The following is a 20,571-nucleotide window of genomic DNA, read 5'->3' as shown; positions in this document are numbered from 1 at the left end:
AAATACACTCAAATATTGAAAGGATCTTAGGAATGTTCAGCAAAGTTTTGCTTGAGATAATCTTGATATTTCTTGATGATATCTTTGCGCTCATCATCAGATATTCTGGAGACTGAATATCCAATAAAGGGAGAAAGCACTTCAAAGCCAACTAACCCTAAAATTCCTTCATTGATGTTGCGAAGTATATTTTCGAGAGAACGCCCATGTGCTCCCTCCGAAGTATAAAAAGAAGCCGGACTTCCAGTTGTGATACTAAGAAATGCTCTTTTTCCTTTGAATCTACCATCTTTATATAGGCCATAATCCCCTCCGTAGGCAAAACCATAAGCAAGAATTCGGTCTACCCAGCCCTTTAAAATACCAGGCATATCAAACCACCATAAGGGAAAATTGAATATTAAAACATCGGCTTTGATGAGGTCTTCCATTTCTGTTTTTACATCATCTGCAAAGGAATTGGTATTGTTTGCGGTGAATTGTGCTATGGCATATTTGTAATAGGTTGCATCTGATGGATTTTTAAAATCGTGCTTGCCAGCGACGGGATTAAAACCTTTTTGATACAAATCTGAAATAGACACTGAGTGTCCTGCACTTTCAAAGTATTCCGTTGCCACTTTAACCAAACTACTGGAAAAAGAATTCGGATTCTCATGCGCATGCACAATCAAAATTTTCATGGTATTCGGTTTTAATACAAAGGACGAATTAAAATTAGTTAATAAAGTTAACTAATTTTAGGTATATTTAGTGCCTCTCTGATAATTTGAAATATTAAAATTTAGTGTTATGAAGTCATTGCTATACATAGGTATGTTTTTTGTTTTAATAGGATGCAAACAAACAGATAAGTCTGAAGCTTCGATAGAATCTTCCGATTCCCAATCAGAAGCTGTTCATCCATGGGCTGAAAAAGCTTCCTACCAAAATGCGCCGGAAGTATTAAAAGATTGGGTCGATGGTCGTGCGGGTACTGGTGACCCAGTTCACTGGGTAGCAGATGGTGGAGTATATGAATACCCATCAGGTAAAAAATTGTTCGGAATGATTGGTTTCGATAGCTCTACGGTTATTTGGCCTGATGAACCGGGGGAAAAGATTATCCATTTAACAAGAAAGACCTTTGCGTATACCGACCCTGATACCGGAGAGGTGTTAACGGCATACAAAGGTCAACCTGTTACGCCAATAGCCTATCCCTATCAGATGATAACGTATCGCTTGGAGAATGATAGAATTTATGGTGATGTGGAACAAGGGGTTGGTGATCGCGTGCAGACAATAAAATCAGAAGATGGGATTCCCTATAGGAAAATGGGCAGTGGTTATATTTTCAATGCCTCTGTATTTTTAGATTTTCCTTTACCCACAGGGAAACAGTATCAGGCATGGGAAAACTATGACTTCTTTTTTCAGCCAGAGGGCAGTGTCGACGAACCACATCAAATGGCATGGCAACGTTATGGCTCTTTACCTCCTTGGGCAGGAATGCCAGATAAGAAAGCAATTATACAATTGCATTCTTGGCGTGTAGAAAGTCATGATGAATTTCCTGAAAAACTACTGGCATGGGCAAAAAAGGAGAAACCGAAATGGCTGAATCCTCCAAAAGATGTGGCTGAGGTACGAGCACTTCAGCAAGGAGAGGCAGGTGCTGGTTGGGGTAGGTAAAAATGAACCGGCAGAGGTTCAGGCGTCAAATGCAAAATATGTTTTTTGCTGAATGCCCTAAGCGGATAAAAATGCATCAATAATTTCGGCACATTCTTTGGGTTTGTCAAAAAACAAGAATGCGCCACCATTATCTATGACTTGCCTTTCTGCCTTAGGAATTATATCTAAAAGATTTTCTTGATTGCTGACAAACTCGTCTAGTAAACCTTGCAAGAGCAAAACAGGTACGTTTAGATTTTCGAGAGCCGTTAGTCGGTTCCACTTCAAAACGGCATGATGGGCATCATAAGGTCGCATCCGCGTCATCACACTATTTAAAAAAGGTCTTAGAACAACCTTTACATGGGCTTCAGGCATATAGGCTAAATAGCGTTGCCATGCTAATAATAAGGACTCCCCATTTTTATCAAGTTCCACCTTTTTTTTACTTGCCAGATTTTTTGAAAATTCTTTCTTTTCTTCTTCAGATTTTAATCCGCTCGTACCAGAAAGGATGACTTTCTCAGTTCGTTCCGGAAATCGGAAGGCAAAGTTCATGGTCATTAGCGCGCCGCCATGATGTCCAAGAACACTACACTTTTCGATGTTCAAATGTTTTACAACAGCCAAGGCAACATCTGTAAATTCCTCAACGCCAGGTTCGCTGCTTGGGTCACTTGATAAACCATGCCCAGGCAAATCGAAAATGATAAGTTGGTACTTATTTACTAAATAAGGTATAAGTGCGGCATATTCTTCCATGGAGGAAGAAGATTGATGAATCAATAAGAGCGCCGGACCCTCGCCAGCTGTTCCAAAATGAATTTGACCGTTGGCGGTGTCAAGATATCCTCTTTTCAATTGTCTATTTGCTGTTGTCTGAAACAATACTTTTTCGTTCATCTTATTTTCCTTGGTTTAATAGCGCATCATTTAATGTCAAAAATGGGAATCAAGAAATAATTTTATCTCACTAAATATAGTTAATTATATTAATGATTAATAATATTAACTAATTTTTAATTACATTAGTACGGTATAAGCGATGCATAATTAGAGTACTATGAATTCAATAGCCGTAGCAAAAGACCAGGAGTGGCAAGAAGAATTACAGGAATGGATAGCCTCAATTGAAGAGGTTATCGAAGATCAGGGAGATGAACAGGCCGCTGACCTTATTCGAGAATTGCGGGCATTGGCCATTCGTAAAGGAGTGAAATTGGCTGGTGAGGCGTTAAACTCTCCCTATATAAACACAATCAGCGCAAGGCATCAACCACCCTATCCAGGTGATACGGTAATCGAAAATAAAATTGAGAATATCAATCGATGGAATGCGATGGCTATGGTCTTACAAGGCTACGATAGTGGCGAAGGTGTAGGAGGACACATTGCCACCTATGCTTCTGCAGCCAGTATGTATGAAGTAGGATTTAATCATTTCTTTCGGAAAAAATCAGATGATTATGGTGGAGATTTGGTTTCCCTACAACCTCATGCTGCCCCAGGTGTTTATGCCAGAGCACTATTGGAAGGAAGATTGACAGAAACCAATCTGAAAAACTTTAGACGCGAATTGCAGGCCGGTGGCGGATTGCCCTCCTATCCGCATCCAAGAAGATTGCCTGAGTTTTGGGAAATTCCTTCAGCCTCGATGGGTCTTATCGGTGTAAGCGCCATTTACCAAGCACGATTTAAAAAATACCTTGAGAACAGAGGTTTAAAAGAAAAAAACGGGGGAAAAATATGGGCATTTGTTGGAGATGGTGAAATGGATGAGCCCGAAACCTTGGGTACCTTAAACATAGCGGTTCGTGAGCAACTTGATAATCTCGTTTTGGTAGTGAATTGTAATCTGCAACGTTTAGATGGTCCTGTTCGAGGAAATGGAAAAGTGATTCAAGAATTGGAACGTAGTTTTTTAGGTGCCGGGTGGAATGTGACCAAGGTGATTTGGGGTAGTGAATGGGATGCACTTTTAGAACGTGACCAAAAGGGAATCTTGGTTGATCGAATGAACAAAGCACTTGATGGTGACTATCAAATGTATTCGGTTCTTCCAGGTAATGAAGTGCGTCAACACTGGGTGAAAGATAATCCCGAATTGGAGAAACTGATGCATTCTCTTTCGGATGAGGAAATCAGAACGATAAAACGTGGCGGACACGATTATAAAAAGATATATGCCGCTTTTGATAAAGCTGCCAAGCCCAACGGAAAACCTAGTGTAATTCTAATGAAGACACTTAAAGGCTATGGGATGGGAGATTCTGGGGAAGGTAAAAACACCACCCATCAGAAAAAGAATATGAGCGCTGATGAGCGTATCGCTGCTGCCAAAAGATTCGGAATCCCTTTAAGTGAGGCAGATGCTGCTAAAGCTAAATTTTATGTGCCAGACGAGGATAGCGCTGAGATAACTTATCTCAAGAAAAAGCGATATGAGCTTGGCGGTTATTTACCAGAACGGAAAGATGAGGCGCCATCAATTAAGACTCCAGGAGAAGAACTTTGGGGAGAATTTTTCACGGGCACAGCGGGTCGTTCGGTATCAACGACGATGGTTTTGGTACGAATCATTACCAAACTTTTACGTCAAGATGGAATTAAAGAATATATAGTGCCCATAATTCCTGATGAGGCACGTACTTTCGGTTTGGACGGATTGTTCCGCTACGCGGGAATTTACCAACCCAAAGGTCAACTCTACAAACCAGTCGATGCCGATAGTATCTCGTATTATAGGGAAAGTATCGACGGTCAAATTCTTCAGGAAGGTATCTGTGAAGCGGGAGCCATTGCTTCCTTTATGGCAGCAGGGTCGGCCTACTCACTACATGGATTGCCGATGATTCCGTTTTATGTCTTCTATTCCATTTTTGGTTTCCAGCGTGTTGGTGATATGATTTGGGCCTGTGGTGATATGATGTGTAAAGGTTTTTTGATAGGGGGTACTTCTGGAAGAACTACTTTGAACGGTGAAGGGGTTCAGCATCAAGATGGACACTCTCATGTTCTTTCGAGTATCGTTCCGAATATGAAAAGCTATGACCCTTCATTTGCTTACGAATTGGCTTTGATTGTGAAGGATGGAATTCATAGCATGTATGAATTGCAGAAAAAGATATTCTATTATATCACGGTGACCAATGAAAACTATCCCATGCCAATGATGCCGGAAGGAGTAGAAGAAGGAGTAATCAAAGGAATGTACCGTTATGAGAAATCCACCAAAAAAATAGCCAAAGGGCGCAAAGCACATTTAATGGGTAGTGGTTCGATTATGATTCAGGTCATAGAAGCAAAAAACCTTTTGGAAGATATGGGTATTTCAACAGATATCTGGAGTGTCACCAGTTACACCGAATTACAGCGCGACGCACAAGATGTAGAACGTAAAGGATTGCTTTCTGCCGACGGAAAACGACCAAAAGCATACGTTGAAAAATTGTTGGAAAATGAAACTGGTGCGTTTGTATCGGTATCGGATTATGTGAAACAATGGGCACATGGTATTTCTAAATGGATGCCGAAGGCTTACCACGTTCTTGGTACAGATGGCTATGGTTTAAGCGAGGCAAGAATCGATTTAAGAGATTACTTCGAAATCAGTCCGAAATTCATTGCTTTGGCAGCATTGCAACTACTTCGTGATGAAGGAGCCGTTACTGCCAAAGAAGTGAAGGACTTTATCAAGAAGCACAAAATAGATAAAGATAAAATCAATCCAGCAAGCTAAATCTCGAGATAATGACCGAATTAAAACTACCCGAATTGGGGGAAGGCATCGAAAGCGGTACGGTGATAAATATCATGGTTAAGGTAGGAGATGCTGTAAAAAAGGAACAGTCTTTATTGGAAGTCGAAACCGATAAAGTAGTGGTCGAAGTACCTTCAGATGCAGAGGGTATAGTGACTGAGATTTTGGTGAATGAGGGAGATCAAGTTTCCCAAGGTGTTGCTATTATACGTTTGGAGGGAGAAAGTACCTCGGAAGTTGAAGAACCCGGGGTTGAGGAAGTCGCAACCGAATCCGTAAGCATGGCTGTAGTTGCAACGCCTGAAGTAAAATCAGATGTTGTAAAAAAAACTAGGTCGGTCAAACCATCCGTTTTTGAAATAACACTCCCCTCGTTGGGAGAAGGCATTGAAATAGGAACTATTATTGCAATTCATGTCAACGAAGGGGATTCAATTGTTGCTGAGCAAACTTTAATGGAAGTGGAGACCGACAAGGTCGTAGTTGAAGTTCCTGCCGATGTTGGTGGAGAAATCACTAAAATATTGGTTAATATAGGTGATGAAATCCGTGAAGGGACTCCCATTCTAAAAATTTCTGCTAGTGTCGAAGACCATGTTCAGGAGGAATCTATTGTGAAAGCTAAAGAGGAAGCTACCCAAGTGACTACTGTTGTCAATGTGGAAGCCCGCACTAAAGTGGAAAAACTTGTAAATGGCCAAACTAATGATACACGTTCCGGAAAATTCAGAGCTTCTCCATTGGCCAAGAAAATTGCACGTGAAATCGGAATTGATATTGCTTCAATGCCCCTCAAATCTGCTACGAATCGTATATCGGTTAAGGATGTTAAGAATTATGCAAAGGCGCTGAATCAGAATAGAACTAATAATGGGGCTCCAATGGCCATGGCAAGTTTGCCAGACTTATCCAAATGGGGCACTATTCGCAGTGAGTCTATGACAGGTATTATGCAGGCTACGAGCAAAAACATGACAACTTCATGGAGCAATGTTCCACATGCATGGTTGCAAGAAAAAGTAGATATCACCTATTTGGAACAAAGGCGTCAAGCGCATAAAGGTGCTTTTAAAGCTAAAGGAAGTTCATTGACCATTACTGGAATTCTTGTAAAAGTAGTTGCAAAGGCCTTGGAAGATTTCCCAATATTCAATGTGAGTATTGATACTCAGAATTCTGCGATTATATATAAAGACTATATTAATATAGGCGTTGCCGTAGATAGCGATAGAGGTTTGATGGTTCCGGTTTTAAAAAATGCGAATGAAAAAAGTATTACTGCTATTTCTCAAGAATTAGGAACCTTGGCTCAAAAAGTAAAAAACAAAAAAATCGGGATGGATGAACTGGATGGCGGCACCTTTACTATTTCCAATTTAGGCGGAATTGGTACAAGTGCGATTTTTCCCTTGGTAAGCTTCCCGCAAGTTGCCATTTTAGGCGTGGCGGGAAGTCAAACCGAAGCGGTGCATGTTGATGGGCAGTTTCAGCCAAGACTTATTATGCCGTTAACGATAGGCTTTGACCATAGGATAATTAATGGAGCTGATGCCGCACGCTTCTTGCAACATGTGAGGACTTTGTTGGAGGACTGGTTCATGTGGAATCTGTAAAGGACTCCTTTTATCAAATAACTAAAACCAAAACCATGAGTATATTTTTAATTCTAAAATATGTACACATTCTGTTGTTCGTCTTCTGGCTGGGAACCGATATGGGAACTTACTATTCGAGCAAGTTTGTGGTGAATACAAAGTTATCTCCGCCGCAACGCGCAACCGCTTTACAGATCTTGTTGGGTTGTGATTTAGGTCCGCGAATTGCTATGCCTTTGATAATGCCTACTGGAGTTCATATGGCCTCATTGATTGGCTTGATAAAAATAAGTTCAACCGCACTCATCGCTTTTTGGGTATTCAGTCTGCTGTGGTTGGTATTGGTGTTGACGTTGCACTTTAGTAAAAATGAAGCACAGAAAAAGAAATTGAAAACGCTTGATTTTTGGTTGCGTCCTATTATCGTTGTCATAGTCGGGGCAATCGCTATCTATTCACTTGTACAGCCAACCTATATCTTGGCACCCTACTTAAGTTATAAACTTTTGATAGTTTGCGCCCTTATTTTGTTTGGCCTAGGGATTCGATATCATTTAGCAAAGTTTACCCCAGCTTTTATTAAATTGATGCAGGGAGATGAGAGAGATGCCGTGAACACCACTTTAAAAAAGAGTATGGATGCATGTCTGCCCTATGTTTATGGAATTTGGATAGGCACCTCGCTTGCAGCTGCTTTAGGACTTCATTTGTTAGGATAAATAGGAAATCAATGAAACATAAAACCATCCGCGGATACATTCGCTATACAAGCAAAAAACCAGAGCGTTTAGACCAAGAACGAGGGCGTGAGTTTTTTACACTGACAAGGCAAAGTGATGGAGTTCTCTTAATGGATGCGCATTGTGAAATAGATGACGAACCCAATGTAATTCGTGATGTGATGCAGGCAATGCATTTAGATGGTTCACCCATCGATTGTAGTGTTCGCCTTTCAGTTGGAGACCAGTTCGAAGGTACGGGTTGGTTTCGATTTGATGAAAATCATGCAGAGTGCGAAATGTACAATCGTAAAGATGGGCGTGTTAGCAAGAGAATTGAAACCGAAAAAAAAGTTCCTTGGCTACAGTCGCACCCTATTGTAGGTGACGGACTCCTGATGAAACTATATGATATTTCAAAAGGAGTGGGCAAACAAATGATAAAAAATTTCATGCTCACTTCACCAGACCATAGGGGAGCAACAGGCCCCATGCTCTTCAAAATGAAACAGATGAGTATCGAATATTTAGGTGATGAAGAAATTACTATTTCCGCAGGTACATTTAAGGCTCGACATTTTGCTGTGGGCGATACGGCTGGCAGTTTGCTAGAAGAACATCCACCTTATCATGTTTGGGTAACTGCAGATGATGACTATCTATTCTTAAAGGCTGGAGCTGCAGGATACATGCAAACGCATTACGAGTTAGAAAGTGTAGCGTATTTCAATATGTAGGCTACTACATCGTGTTACAACTGAATACTGCTTAGGTTCGTTAGTTAATAATTGGTACATGATACTTCAACAAAATAAAGTATGGCTTAAAATAACGGCATTGATTTGTGCGGTTATTACCATTTCATGTTCAGGTATAAATTCAAATAAAGTAAAGCCTATTCATCTAGATGACATTCACTTTATTGTGACTAATGAAGAGAAGGCGGTTGGGTTTTTTAAAAAGCATTTTGGTGCTCGCGAAATGGCACATCCTGGAACTAGGTTTGACCTCGCTCGTTTTCTTTCACTACAATGGCAAGGTCCAACAATTACGATTACACCAATTGGTCCCTATGCTGATTTACCAACCGAGCGAAATCAACGTTGGCTCGATACAAAACTTATTTTACCTCAATCTGAAAAAATAAGACCGGTTTATGGGGCAAAATGGTTGGCTATCTGCACTGTATCTCTTGATAAGGCGCGTTCGCAACTTCTCAAGGAAGGTGTGGAAATTTCAGAAAAGCATATTTCACTTCCTTTAGAGCCTAACACCCCGGCATTTAGTGTGTACGGGCCTGATGGAGTCGAAATTGTTATTGTGGAGCGGCCTGAATACAACTTTGGGGCTGCTAAGTATGCGATTGACCATATTCAATTTATGGTAAAGGACGTTGAAACCACTCAGGCATATTTTGAAAAAGTATTTGCGGCAAAGCATTTTGCGAGGGGTGAAAAAAGTGTTGGTTTAAAGGTTGCTGATGCAAAATTGATTTTGTCTGAACCAAAAGCTTTGGGAATTCATTCTAAAGATGTTTCATCTAGGCGTGCTGATGGTTCAATTAGAATCGGTTTAGACCATTTGGGTTTTCTCTATGAAAACATCAACATTGCTGCAGAGGAGGCCGAAACCAATGGGTATGCCCCTATTTTTCAACCACAAAGATATATTTACAAAGGAAAGCCAACCGTGTATACTTTTACAGCATTTTCACTGCCTGAAGACTTTAATATAGAGATGGTTCAGGCTGACGGCCGTATTGGTCCGCACTCGTATTACATGCGCCAATGTGATTCGCAAGAAACACCTTAATTGCCATTCTATTTTACATTTTTACCACCACCTTTCCGCAACTTTTTCCTGCCAATAAATATTCAGAAGCGTTGACTATTGATGCTATTCCCTCAAAAGAGCTAGGGTCGACTTTTACTTGTAACGCACCTTTTCGATATAAATCGAACAAGTATTCTCGGCCTTTTTGCTGTTGTTCCCGAAACAGGTGATTCATAAAACAACGTACTGAAGCTCCTTTCCAATAAATACTTTCATAGACTCTCGATCTATTGATTTGTTCAAATTTGGGAGCGGTTAGCTCGGTTGCCAATCCACTTACAACCAAGCGCCCAAGAGGGGCTAAATTTGCTAAGAAAGCATCAAACATATAGGTGCCTACAGAGTCAAATCCAACATCTATCTTATTGGGGTATTCCTCACTTAATACTTTGGCTATATCTTCTTCACGATAATTTATAATGCGGTCGCATGCATTCAAACTTTTTAGTAGTTCTACTTTTTTTGGGTTACCACAAATGGCAACCACATGGCAATTTTTTCTTTTGGATAGTTGAACCACAATATGGCCAAGTCCACCTGATGCTGCTGAAACAACTATGGTTTCTCCGTCTTTTAATTCCGCTGTATTATTTAAAGCCAAGTAAGCTGAAACTCCTGTAGGATTTAAGGTTAAATACTCCGGAGTAGCTTCGGGAATTTTAATTACCTCCGCCTCAGTAATAATTTGATATTCCTGGTAAGCTGTGCCAACTTTAACTGTAGATAGGGCTTGGCCAGTTTTTACACTTTTGACATTCTTTCCGATTTCAACGACTACTCCAACAGTTTCTACACCAAAAACATATGGAAATTTTACATCGATATATGGTACTCTTCCACGGTATAATTCTCTGTCGTAAAGCGCATTGATTCCAATGAATTTATTCTGAATTAATACCTCATGGTCTTCCAATTTAGGAATAGGACGTTCAATAATTTCAGTGGCTTCCCTTATGGAATCTGAAAATTGCGAAATGACCAACTGTGTGTTCTGCATCAGATTTATTTTGTTTTTAATACAAATAGACTATGGGGCAGATCTTCATTGACCTCAAAATCGGTCCAGAATACTTCATTCGAGATTTTTCCATCATAAAAAAGCGCTACATGACCCGCCTGTAACCAAGAATAATCTTTTTTAGAAAAGAACTCTGAATATTCCCTATGATGCCAGCCTCTTGGTGTTTGAAATGCAACTTTTACGATTTTAAAATCTTTTTTATCGATTCCGAAAAAGGTTTCACCCTTGTTAGGGTCAATAAGCTTGAGGGTATATGCTGGTTGTGTTTTAACGGTATCATCGGCAACCAGCTCTAGCGTATAGCCATCGTCCAAGGCATGACGTATTGCGCCATATCCAAAGTTGGAAGCCCAACGATTATCGGCATCCGACTTTTCTTGTTTCCCACTAAGGTCATAGGTGTTTTCACCATCATAGGTCACAATAAAAACAGGGATACTATCTCGAAACGACTCAATACGCACTTTACCATTTGCTTTATGGGCCTCATTTTTAGTCATAGCAAATTCGCGCCACATATTATGAGTTTCATGTTTTACTGGTGCTCCATTCGGATAGAAAATTCCATACCCCGTCAGAGTTAAACTTTTAGGTTTCTGCCAGAAGGCGCCCCCTGCTTTTTCATGCGCTTTTTGCATAATTTGGGTTGCCGTCAAAGGCTCATGTGATTCTTTTTTTACGTTCTGCTCTTTACAACTAAAGAGGAGCAATACATAGCATACCGTTATAAGACTTAGTTGTTTCATTTCTTAGATTTTGTATTATTTACAGGGTTTTTCTTTGAGGTTAATGGTTGGCCCTTTGTCATGTACACCAAAGACGGGTTTACCGTCGCCATCTTTAGCTGAATCATTCAATAGTAAAGCATCTTCTCGTAATATCAAGGTTTCGTTGAGGTACACTTGGGTTTCGAACCTATCGGAATAATAATTACAGTCATTTTCCTTAAGATATCCCTTAAAAACATTTCCTTCTCGTTTCCAAAACACATCGCAGCCGGGTTTTAAGAAAAAATCATCTAGAGATAGGGTCGCAAACATTTCTGGATTTTGATGCCCGTTTTTTAGTTCTCTTGGCTCTTTTGGAGTGTAAATTCGAAGTCGAATGGCTTTTTCCTTTTTGTCAATTTCAAAAGCATATATTCTCTGGCGATACAAATCATCTAAATCATAGTGCTGCGATTGCTGTGCATATAAAGTACGACCAGAGATAAAATCGAGTTGAACTTCTTTAAATATATGATGCGTCTGACGATGACGCTTTTCTGAAGCTAACTTACCAACAGCTTCTTTGTAGACCTGTTGATGATTGTCGTACTCCCCTGGAAACCATTTCAACAGCGTGTCTAAATCTTGTTGTAGTTTATTAACACTAACGTTTTCAGAGGAAAAAGTTGATTTAGGCTCACTACCAAAGGTCAATAGAAGTAAGAGGACTGGAATTGCTAAAAATCTTTTCATAGTGTTTTCTTTAATCAAACAATGCGTCGAATTTTCGGAATAAATAACATAACTAATATTGCTGAAATGATATGTAAAAATGAAACAATTACGAAGACCGGTGAATAGGAGATAGTATCTACCAACCACCCTATTAAAGGGGTAAATAACATGGCGCCAAAGCTACCGGCAGAACCGGAAATTCCCCAAACTGAAGCGGCATCTTTTTTTCCGAATAAGTCAATGGGAAGTGTGAACAAGGATGCTTGTTTGAACTGGGTAGCAAATAGTGAAAAGCTAATTAAGCCAATGGCCCAATACGGAGATTCAATATATAAGCATCCTAAAACGGGAACAACTAAAATCGCTCCTATCCAAATAACCCATTTTCTAGAAGCATCAAGTGAATGTCCGTTTTTCATGAGTTGACCACCCGTCCAGCCACCAAAAAAACTTCCAATATCGGATAGCAGGAAGGGAATCCATGCGAAAAGGCCAATTTCCATTAAGCTAAATCCCTTTACATCGGCCAGCCAAGATGGCAACCAGAACACAAAAAAGTAAAATGCCCCATCGGAAACAAAGCGAGATAAGGTCAGCCCCCAAACTTCTCTGTATTTGAAGTAATGCAACCACGGCAATTTTTGTTCGTGCGCCTCATTTTCTTGCTCTTGTTGAATTAATGTCAATTCTTCTTGTGATATTCTCGGATGTTGCTGAGGTTCATAGTACACCCATCTCCAAAGTAGTAACCAGATAAACCCAATAGCTCCCGTTATGACAAATGCCATTTTCCAACCAAAATCAGTAATAAGCCACGCCATAAGAGGCGGGGCGATGATGGCTCCTAATCCGGGACCCATATTTAAGATGCCTACAGCTTTGGTGCGTTCTTCTTTTGGAAACCATTCTGATATGGCTTTCATAGCCGCTGGGTAGTTTCCTGCCTCGCCAATTCCTAAGAGAAAACGAAATGCGCCTAAGCTTAGCATTCCTTTTCCAAAGGCATGTAGCATATTGGCAATAGACCACCAGATTACCGCAATGGAGAATCCTTTTTTTGTGCCAAGAACATCAATTAAACGACCTGATACCATTTGCATAATGGCATAGGCGAGTAAAAATGCACTGACTATCCAACCATATTGTTCGTTCGAGAGGCCTAAATCTTCTCGAATTACGGGTGCCGCAACGGAAAGCGCTTGTCTATCAATATAATTGATGGTAGTGGCCAAGAAGATTGTGCCAGCAATACACCAACGCATGTTTTTGGTTTTCTGCACAATAGAATAATGCTATGTCTGTTTTGTTTGCTCTAACACGTTTTCAGTTTCAAAAGTCCTGTATCTTCCTAATAATAGTAAGGGAAAAGAACCTACTAAAAAAGCAATCATAGCATATCCTAAAATGGTGTCATAGCTTCCTGTGCTTGTAAAGAATTTCCCAAATATATAAGGTCCAAAACCAGCACCTAACCCAAAAAATGCATATAAGAATCCATATATAGCTGCATAGTTTTTCATTCCAAAATATCGAGAAACCAAATAGGCTAGAAGGTCATATTCCACCCCCGCGCCAAAACCTAGAATACAAACTGAAATTAAGGCATTGGTATATGTCAGATCTGCACCTTGTAGCATATAGCAGGAAATCGCAGGGATGCTTAATAGAACAAAGGCGACTGCCGGCGCCCAGAAACGATCTAGGAGATAACCTCCAACGAGCCTGCCTACAACAACGGCATATCCCAGAAAACTAGCCAATAGAATGGCGTCACCAGTATCAAAGCCTTTGGAACTTAGCATTTTTTCAAGATTTGGAATCGGACCTCCCACAGCAAAAGAAATTACTAAAAAGCAAATTGATAAAAGCCAGAAACGCCAATCGGATAGTGCTTGTTTTACGGTCATGCCCGTTGAATTACTTTTGGTATATCCTGGAACTTCTTTTCTAAGTTGGGCTACTTTGTCAGCAACCTTAGGATCGTCGGTATCTCTGAAGAAAAAATAAGCCAATGGTAGTGATATTAACAAAGGCAATGAGGCAACTCCAATGTAAGCCATATTCCAACCATAATTGTCAATTAACCCTGATGCAAAAAGCTTAGCCAAAGAGCCAAATATTCCTGTTCCCAAAAGGGAAAGTCCAAGTGCAAGTCCTCTATTTTCGTTGAACCAATTGTTGATAGCTCTTGTCCATGTCATGGGCAAAGTTCCTGCTCCGGCAATGGCTAATAGTGCCCAAAGTGCTAAGTATAGGGTTTTGGAACCGTTATTTAGGCTAAAGGCCATGAAGGCCAGACCAAACAATAAAACCGATACCATTGCTGTTTTTCTTGCTCCATATTTGTCTGCAATATAACCCACTAAAGGGCCACAGAATACTGCGCCAATAGTAAAAACAGGCATGGCGGCCATAACGGTATCCATGCCCCAACCAAAGTTTTTTGTCAATGGAATGGCAAAAACACCAATGGTATAAAAGGGTAGTGGTGACATACCAAGGCCAATTCCGAAAGTTGAGGAAAGAATGACCGGCCAGCCGAATTTAAATTCTTTTAGTTTGGAAAAATTCATTGCGTTTTAGTTTTAGTAGTTGGTTAAGTACAGTTGACTTTATTCAATTTTGGAGCGATGATTCAATCAATTTAACAAAAGAAAATCGATTTGTTTCCCTAAGATAGTTTTGTCCAACGGCTTAAAATTTGACATTGTTGGAGTTAAAAACTGCATTTATCCAATATGTAAAGGGTTTTCTTTCGTTTTTCTTATAAGTTCAAAGTCACACTCATTTTTAATTATCTCTAAATTTAATAATTAAGTATGTTAATTATTAATTAAATTAACTATTTTTATGTAAACTGTTGAAAATACCTATCTGTTCTTGTTGAATTAATAGGGGAATTTGATGCTAGTGTGAAGAATTCGAATTTAGATTTTAATGAGATATGTCATGTTATGAAACTGTCGAATAGGCTAATTTCAACAATTCATTTTAGGTGCATGTGCAGAACTATAAAGTATACGATAGTTCATTCTATCATTTTGATTGGTGTTTTCTGTTTTTCAGCTTGTATGGGCGAAGAAAAGGCCAAAGATTCAAACAAGAATGATGTTGTTAATGTTTTGGAAGACAGTTTGACAGATGTTTTTAATCCTCGAGAACATCCTTTAATCTTCAGGAGAACCACTTTGATCGTTAGGGATATAAAAAGGTCTTTGGCCCTCTATAAAGATGCAATGGGCATGGAGATCATCTACGACAAGATTTTGAAGCGGCCGCATCCGACTAAAGATGGAGAGCAATATATTCGACTCGTTTTTTTAAAGGCCGTTGATGAATATTATGGTGTTTTGGGGCTTATGGAATACCAATATGGCGAAACAGGTAAGGTCACCGAGCCTGTGAGTAAGGAAGGATTTAAAGTTCAAAATTCGATAATGCTCTTCAATACAAACGCACTTGAGGAAAGGTTTCCAATTATTGAAAGTACTCCGGGAGTTGAAGTTTATAGATTGCCTACATTACGCGAATATCCTTCTTATGATGGAGAAGGTGTCATCAGGGTTATGGTAAGTATTTTTTATGACCCAGATGGATTTCTGGTAGAGTTTAATGAGCCTCTTGATGACATTAAAACCCAATAATTAAAAAATTAATGATTAATAAAGTTAATAGTTAATTAAATTAACTATTTTAGAGAACTGATTATTAAGTAACCTAATAAATATGTAGTCATGAGTGCACCCGAATTAAAATTATTTCCAAAACATGCGGGTATCTGGGAAGGTACTTACAGAAGAATTGATGCGAATGGTAAACTGGTAGACCAGTGGAAGAGCCGCTTGACATGTGCTATGCTTCCAGATAGAAAGTACCATCAGGTGAATGAATATATGTGGGATGATGGATTTAAGGAAATGCTTGATTTTGGAGTTTGTCCTTTCAACGAAGAGAGCGAGTTGATTTTTGAAAACCCTAGACTTTCTGGTAAAGCTTGGGAGACAGGTGATAGTGTAGTTCTCATATGGGAATATAAGCACAGACCGGGTATGAAGTTGTTCGAACAAATTGACCTGATTGGAAATGACGACCATAGAATCCGTGTTTGGAAATGGTCAGAAGGAGACACCTTTAATGGCATCACCATGATTGAAGAAAGGAAAGTTTGTGGTCAAGACGGTATTGATCCTCAGTTTTGGGTTGACCTCCCAAAGAATAGAACCAACGGTCAAGAGTCAAGGTCTGATAACTAAATGTTACCTAACTATCAACTACTTTTTATAGAATAAAACTACTCTCAATATGGGAATGACCATTACAGAAAAAATTATGGCCCGCAGTAGCGGCAAAGATATTGTGACACCAGGTGAATTGGTCTGGACGGATATTCACTCCGTAATGACCATGGACTTTTTAGGCAGACAATGTTTTGAAAAATTTAGGTCGCTAGGAAAAACCGAAGTCTTTGATAAAGACAAGGTCATTTGTGTTTCTGACCATTTGGTACCTCCTCCAACGCAGCGTTTCGCCAATATGTTGAATGAGTGGCGTGAGGTTGTAAAGCAACATGATATTACTAATTTCTACGATTTGGGTCGTCAAGGTATTGCACATCAAATCATGGTAGAGAAAGGCCATGTTTTACCTGGCACTATAAGCATTGGTACGGATTCACATGCCAATACCTATGGGGCTGTAGGCGCAATGGGCAATGCAATTGGTGTTACAGATGCAGCCGTTGCTATGGCCACTGGAAAAGCTTGGTTTAGAATACCAAAATCCGTAAAGTTTAATATTACTGGTAAATGGCAACCTTGGGTTATGGCCAAAGATTTGAGTCTCCATATTATGGGGATGATGCATTGGAACGGACACCTTCTCTACAAAGCACTTGAGTTTACAGGTCCGGCAATTAGTAGTCTGAGTATGGCTGGTCGTATGACTTTATGTAATATGACCGTTGATTTGGGTGCAAAAAATGGCATCGTGGCACCAGACGTGGTAACGGAAAGGTATTTGCGTAATCGAACGAACGATACATGGGATTTTGTGCAAAGCGATGCCGATGCAGCATACGACATGGTGTATGATATCGATATTTCTGATTTGGCACCTACCTTAGCTATGCCAGGAAAATTAGACGATACGGTTACTGTAGACAAATTGTTAGGTACAAAATTCAACAAGGCTTTTGTAGGTACTTGCACAAATGGAAGGCTGGAAGACATTGCGATCATGGCCGAAATTATGAAAGACAAACAGGTACACAGCGATGTGAATATGATTTTAGTACCTGCGAGTACTGATGTTTATTTAGAAGCCCTTCAGGCAGGTCATTTAGAGACCTTAATTAAAGCCGGTGTTGCAATAGATACGCCTAGTTGTGCATCATGCGCAGGATTACACACTGGTGTAGCAGGAGATGGCGACATCGTTTTAAGTGCTGGTAATAGAAATATGACGGGTCGTATGGGTAGTCGTAATGCGCAAGTATATTTAACATCTCCCTCTGTAGTAGCCGCCTCTGCAATTCGGGGTGAGATTACAGACCCAAGAACATTCGACATTTAAGAATTTAAATGAAAAGAAGGATATTTATTCATAAATCTGGAGTAGCCGGATTAGCCTTAAGTGTTATGCCTATTGCTTGTTTAGAACAAGCACCAAAGCTAGATGCTGAAGTCTTGATCTTAGGGGGAGGACTTTCAGGTTTATATCTGGCTCATCTTTTAGATAAAGCGGGGAAAGATTATTTAGTCTTAGAAGGAAGCAATAGAATTGGAGGTCGTATGTTTTCACGAGAAGATATTGGTCGTGAAGTTGGGGGAAGAGGTATTGGAGATAAATATACTGAAGTGATGAAATTGGTCAAGGAGTTCAATACCGAGATGATTGACATCACAGACTATATGCGTTCGCCAACTGCCATATATGTTGATGGGAAATTGCATGCCAATTGGCCCGACCCAACCACAAACCCAGCCTATTTACAATTTACTGCTTTTGGGAAATCACCTCAGTTAACGGCGTTAAATCAATGGTATCAAAAACCTGAATTAGACGAAACCTATAGCGAACTTTTGAAGCGAAACGGACTCACTGAGACGCAAATAGATTTGGCTAATATCAGTGCAAATTACAACGACCTTCGAGAGACATCTGCTATAAATGCGTACCACAGTTCTGCCTTTCGCAAGTTTAATGGGTCTGAGAGAATCTTGAATTTTAAAGGTGGTTCAAAGCATTTTATAAATGCAATAGCTACTGGTCTTAAAAATGCGGTGTTAACCAATAAAATGGTAAACACTATTGACGATACTGAAAAGGGAGTTGTGGTAGGCTGTGCTGACGGCTCAAAATATCGCGCAAAAAAAGTAGTTTCCACCCTACCTTTTACAACCTTAAGGGATGTTAAAATGAACACCACTTTCAATAGCAATCAAAAAAAGGCAATTAACGAACTGAATTATACAGCTATAACGCAAATACATTTACAACATACGCAGCCATTTTGGGAGCAAGATGAAATGCCTGTTGATATTTGGACAGATACGCCCTTAGAACGTATTATGAATATGAGTTCATCTCCTACTGAAAAAGAGTTGGCTTGCTGGGTGAATGGTATCGGCACAGCTTTTTTTGACAAGATGTCTGAAAAAGAAGTTGCAGAATACACGATTAAAAAGATAAATGAAATACGCCCTTCATCCATTGGAAAAATAGCATATTTAGGCCAACAGAATTGGGGGAAATATCCTTTTAACAAAGGAGCATATGTTGAATTTGGAGTTGGTCAGGCAGCATGGTTTGAAGACATGATTAAACCGGCCGGTAACATGCACTTTGCTGGTGAACATGCCGCTCACGAATCGCGTGGAATGGAAGCAGCAGCCGAATCGGCAAGAAGAGTTTATAACGAATTAACGACTTAAATATAGAACATGATAAAAGGAACATGTTGGGTAGCGGATGATTATGTAATGGCTTATGATATCATTACTTCTGAATATTGGACCTCCGCTATCGATCCAGAGGAGAATAGTAAGATAGTGATGTCTGGGGTAAAAGAAGAATTCAAAAAAGAGAATGCTTTTAAAGATCGAGGCTTTACTTTCATAGTTGCAAATCATAATTTCGCAGGAGGTGGAAAATCTATAGAACATGTCATTACGGGATTGATGGGTGCTGGTATTAAGGCAGTTTTCGCTACAAGTTTTGCCAGATTGCAGTTCAGAAATGCCATCAACTACGGACTCCCCTTTATTACCTCTGATGATGACATGCATCTGGGATGCGAAACGGGCGACGAATTGGAATATGATGCGGCTAAAGGAATAATTAAGAATATTACCAAGGGAACTGAATTTACGTCCGTACCAGTAGCACCCTTCGTTTCTGAAGTGTCCGCAGCTGGTGGTTTGATGAATTTTGTTCGTGATAAAATAGCCAAAGGAGAACCAATTGGCTAAATGATATTTTTAGTTTATTTTAGATTTTTCCATTGCTTCTTTTCTACAATTTGATTTAGAGAATTCAATATTCACGATTAGATCCGAATTTAGGAGAATTTCCTTAAAAAAGCGGGTCACAACATTTGAGATACATCGTATTTTTAATGATTAACTATGTTAATTATTAATTATGTTAACTATTTTTTGTAAATTGTTGCATTGAACAAAAATGGTTGTGAATATTTTACTGGAATAATACCCTTGGTTCCTCATTATATTTGTGCTATTGCAATAGAAGAAAAGCCAACCTTAAGTAATGAAATAACATGAAAGAAAATCAATTAAAGAAAAGAATTAGCGAAGGTAAAGTTGGTTTTGGCGTAATTTCTCCAACCATTGACCCTACGCTATGTGAATATATCGGTCTCCTTGGAATGGATTTCTATATGATTGATGGTGAACATGGAGCTATTACCGCATCGGATATTACAAATATGGTTCGTGCTTGTGAGTTACGAAACACAACGCCCTTAGCCAGAATTAGAAGCGTTGATACCAAGTTGATTCTTCAATATATGGATTCAGGTGTTATGGGAGTCATGATGCCGACAATTGATAATGTTGATGATGTTAAGACCTTGGTTGAAGCCATTAAGTATCCTCCATTTGGCAAAAGAGGATTAGGTCCGGTTAGAGCTGCTGACTATATGCAAGGCGTCATGAGTCAAGCAGATTATGTGAGATTCGCAAATGAGCAAACCTTGGTTATGCCTCAGATAGAAACCATGGAATGCGTAAAAAATCTTCCTGAATTGTGTAAGGTTGACGGTGTGGATGGATTTATTATTGGCCCGAGAGACTTAGCCATGTCCATGGGATATTACGACGGTCCAGCTCATGATGAAGTGAAGCAAGTTTTAGATGAGATCTTCGCTACAATATTAGATTCAGGAAAATGGTTTGGTACTGTTGCGGGCAACGCCGCTGGCGCGGAGGCACTTATTGAAAAAGGTGCTTCTTTGGTTATGAACTCCGTACAAGGTTTAATTAAGACCGCTGGCAACGCCTTCTTACAAGCCCGAAAGTAAAATGAA

General features: G+C 39.7%; 19 protein-coding genes. 12 read left to right on the top strand and 7 right to left on the bottom strand.

Going from position 1 to position 20,571, the window contains the following annotated elements:
- Positions 1–26 precede the first annotated feature (26 nt).
- Positions 27–683, bottom strand: a complete 657-nt coding sequence (locus ABJN95_RS03220) for an NAD(P)H-dependent oxidoreductase (RefSeq protein ID WP_348368555.1) — start codon at positions 681–683, stop codon at positions 27–29.
- Between the two features lie 109 nt (positions 684–792).
- On the opposite strand from ABJN95_RS03220, the gene ABJN95_RS03215 reads away from it, so the two are divergent.
- On the top strand, positions 793–1,674 hold the full coding sequence (locus ABJN95_RS03215; protein WP_348368554.1) for a DUF1838 family protein: 882 nt from the start codon (positions 793–795) through the stop codon (positions 1,672–1,674).
- A 57-nt stretch (positions 1,675–1,731) separates the two neighbouring features.
- On the opposite strand, the gene ABJN95_RS03210 is transcribed toward ABJN95_RS03215, so the two are convergent.
- Positions 1,732–2,559 carry an alpha/beta hydrolase gene (locus tag ABJN95_RS03210; protein WP_348368553.1) on the bottom strand — a complete coding sequence of 276 codons (828 nt, stop codon included), beginning with the start codon at positions 2,557–2,559 and terminating at the stop codon, positions 1,732–1,734.
- 160 nt (positions 2,560–2,719) lie between these two features.
- Here ABJN95_RS03210 and aceE point away from each other — a divergent pair, with 160 nt between their 5' ends.
- Genes aceE through ABJN95_RS03185 form a run of 5 tightly spaced genes read left to right on the top strand, consistent with a single transcriptional unit; the run spans position 2,720 to position 9,542 of the window.
- Complete coding sequence (gene aceE, locus ABJN95_RS03205; RefSeq protein WP_348368552.1) at positions 2,720–5,395, top strand: pyruvate dehydrogenase (acetyl-transferring), homodimeric type; 2,676 nt, start codon at positions 2,720–2,722, stop codon at positions 5,393–5,395.
- An 11-nt stretch (positions 5,396–5,406) separates the two neighbouring features.
- Positions 5,407–7,029: a 2-oxo acid dehydrogenase subunit E2 gene (locus tag ABJN95_RS03200; protein ID WP_348368551.1), complete on the top strand. Its 1,623-nt coding sequence runs from the start codon at positions 5,407–5,409 to the stop codon at positions 7,027–7,029.
- Between the two features lie 35 nt (positions 7,030–7,064).
- Positions 7,065–7,730, top strand: a complete 666-nt coding sequence (locus ABJN95_RS03195; RefSeq protein ID WP_348368550.1) for a hypothetical protein — start codon at positions 7,065–7,067, stop codon at positions 7,728–7,730.
- An 11-nt stretch (positions 7,731–7,741) separates the two neighbouring features.
- Positions 7,742–8,467, top strand: a complete 726-nt coding sequence (locus tag ABJN95_RS03190) for a hypothetical protein (RefSeq protein ID WP_348368549.1) — start codon at positions 7,742–7,744, stop codon at positions 8,465–8,467.
- A 58-nt stretch (positions 8,468–8,525) separates the two neighbouring features.
- Complete coding sequence (locus tag ABJN95_RS03185; RefSeq protein WP_348368548.1) at positions 8,526–9,542, top strand: hypothetical protein; 1,017 nt, start codon at positions 8,526–8,528, stop codon at positions 9,540–9,542.
- A gap of 13 nt (positions 9,543–9,555) precedes the next feature.
- Here ABJN95_RS03185 and ABJN95_RS03180 read toward each other — a convergent pair whose 3' ends face one another.
- Genes ABJN95_RS03180 through ABJN95_RS03160 form a run of 5 tightly spaced genes read right to left on the bottom strand, consistent with a single transcriptional unit; the run spans position 9,556 to position 14,599 of the window.
- Positions 9,556–10,560, bottom strand: a complete 1,005-nt coding sequence (locus ABJN95_RS03180) for a zinc-binding dehydrogenase (RefSeq protein WP_348368547.1) — start codon at positions 10,558–10,560, stop codon at positions 9,556–9,558.
- Between the two features lie 5 nt (positions 10,561–10,565).
- Positions 10,566–11,330 carry a hypothetical protein gene (locus tag ABJN95_RS03175; RefSeq protein ID WP_348368546.1) on the bottom strand — a complete coding sequence of 255 codons (765 nt, stop codon included), beginning with the start codon at positions 11,328–11,330 and terminating at the stop codon, positions 10,566–10,568.
- A gap of 15 nt (positions 11,331–11,345) precedes the next feature.
- Positions 11,346–12,044 (bottom strand): chromophore lyase CpcT/CpeT, encoded by a 699-nt coding sequence (locus ABJN95_RS03170; RefSeq protein ID WP_348368545.1) that lies wholly within the window; start codon positions 12,042–12,044, stop codon positions 11,346–11,348.
- Between the two features lie 14 nt (positions 12,045–12,058).
- On the bottom strand, positions 12,059–13,288 hold the full coding sequence (locus ABJN95_RS03165; RefSeq protein WP_348368544.1) for an MFS transporter: 1,230 nt from the start codon (positions 13,286–13,288) through the stop codon (positions 12,059–12,061).
- A 30-nt stretch (positions 13,289–13,318) separates the two neighbouring features.
- Complete coding sequence (locus tag ABJN95_RS03160; RefSeq protein ID WP_348368543.1) at positions 13,319–14,599, bottom strand: MFS transporter; 1,281 nt, start codon at positions 14,597–14,599, stop codon at positions 13,319–13,321.
- 426 nt (positions 14,600–15,025) lie between these two features.
- Between ABJN95_RS03160 and ABJN95_RS03155 the strand changes: the two genes are divergently transcribed.
- The 6 genes from ABJN95_RS03155 to ABJN95_RS03130 all read left to right on the top strand — a co-directional run bounded on the left by ABJN95_RS03155 (position 15,026) and on the right by ABJN95_RS03130 (position 20,565).
- A complete protein-coding gene (locus ABJN95_RS03155) occupies positions 15,026–15,670 on the top strand; it encodes a hypothetical protein (RefSeq protein ID WP_348368542.1) in 645 nt (214 codons plus the stop codon).
- Positions 15,671–15,760: 90 nt separating this feature from the next.
- Entirely contained in the window at positions 15,761–16,279 is a 519-nt protein-coding gene (locus tag ABJN95_RS03150) for a DUF3598 family protein (RefSeq protein WP_348368541.1), read from the top strand.
- Between the two features lie 49 nt (positions 16,280–16,328).
- Positions 16,329–17,597 (top strand): aconitase/3-isopropylmalate dehydratase large subunit family protein, encoded by a 1,269-nt coding sequence (locus ABJN95_RS03145; protein ID WP_348368540.1) that lies wholly within the window; start codon positions 16,329–16,331, stop codon positions 17,595–17,597.
- An 8-nt stretch (positions 17,598–17,605) separates the two neighbouring features.
- Positions 17,606–18,958, top strand: a complete 1,353-nt coding sequence (locus ABJN95_RS03140) for an NAD(P)/FAD-dependent oxidoreductase (RefSeq protein WP_348368539.1) — start codon at positions 17,606–17,608, stop codon at positions 18,956–18,958.
- Between the two features lie 9 nt (positions 18,959–18,967).
- Positions 18,968–19,495, top strand: coding sequence for a hypothetical protein (locus tag ABJN95_RS03135; protein ID WP_348368538.1), 528 nt, complete (start codon positions 18,968–18,970; stop codon positions 19,493–19,495).
- Between the two features lie 308 nt (positions 19,496–19,803).
- The gene (locus tag ABJN95_RS03130) at positions 19,804–20,565 is read left to right on the top strand and encodes an aldolase/citrate lyase family protein (RefSeq protein ID WP_348368537.1); all 762 of its coding nucleotides are present in this window, start codon (positions 19,804–19,806) and stop codon (positions 20,563–20,565) included.
- Positions 20,566–20,571: the final 6 nt, after the last annotated feature.

It is taken from the genome of Maribacter sp., from assembly GCF_039974175.1.
In the GTDB taxonomy this organism is placed as follows: Bacteria; Bacteroidota; Bacteroidia; order Flavobacteriales; family Flavobacteriaceae; genus Maribacter_C.
This window is presented reverse-complemented; position numbering and strand designations above follow the sequence as displayed.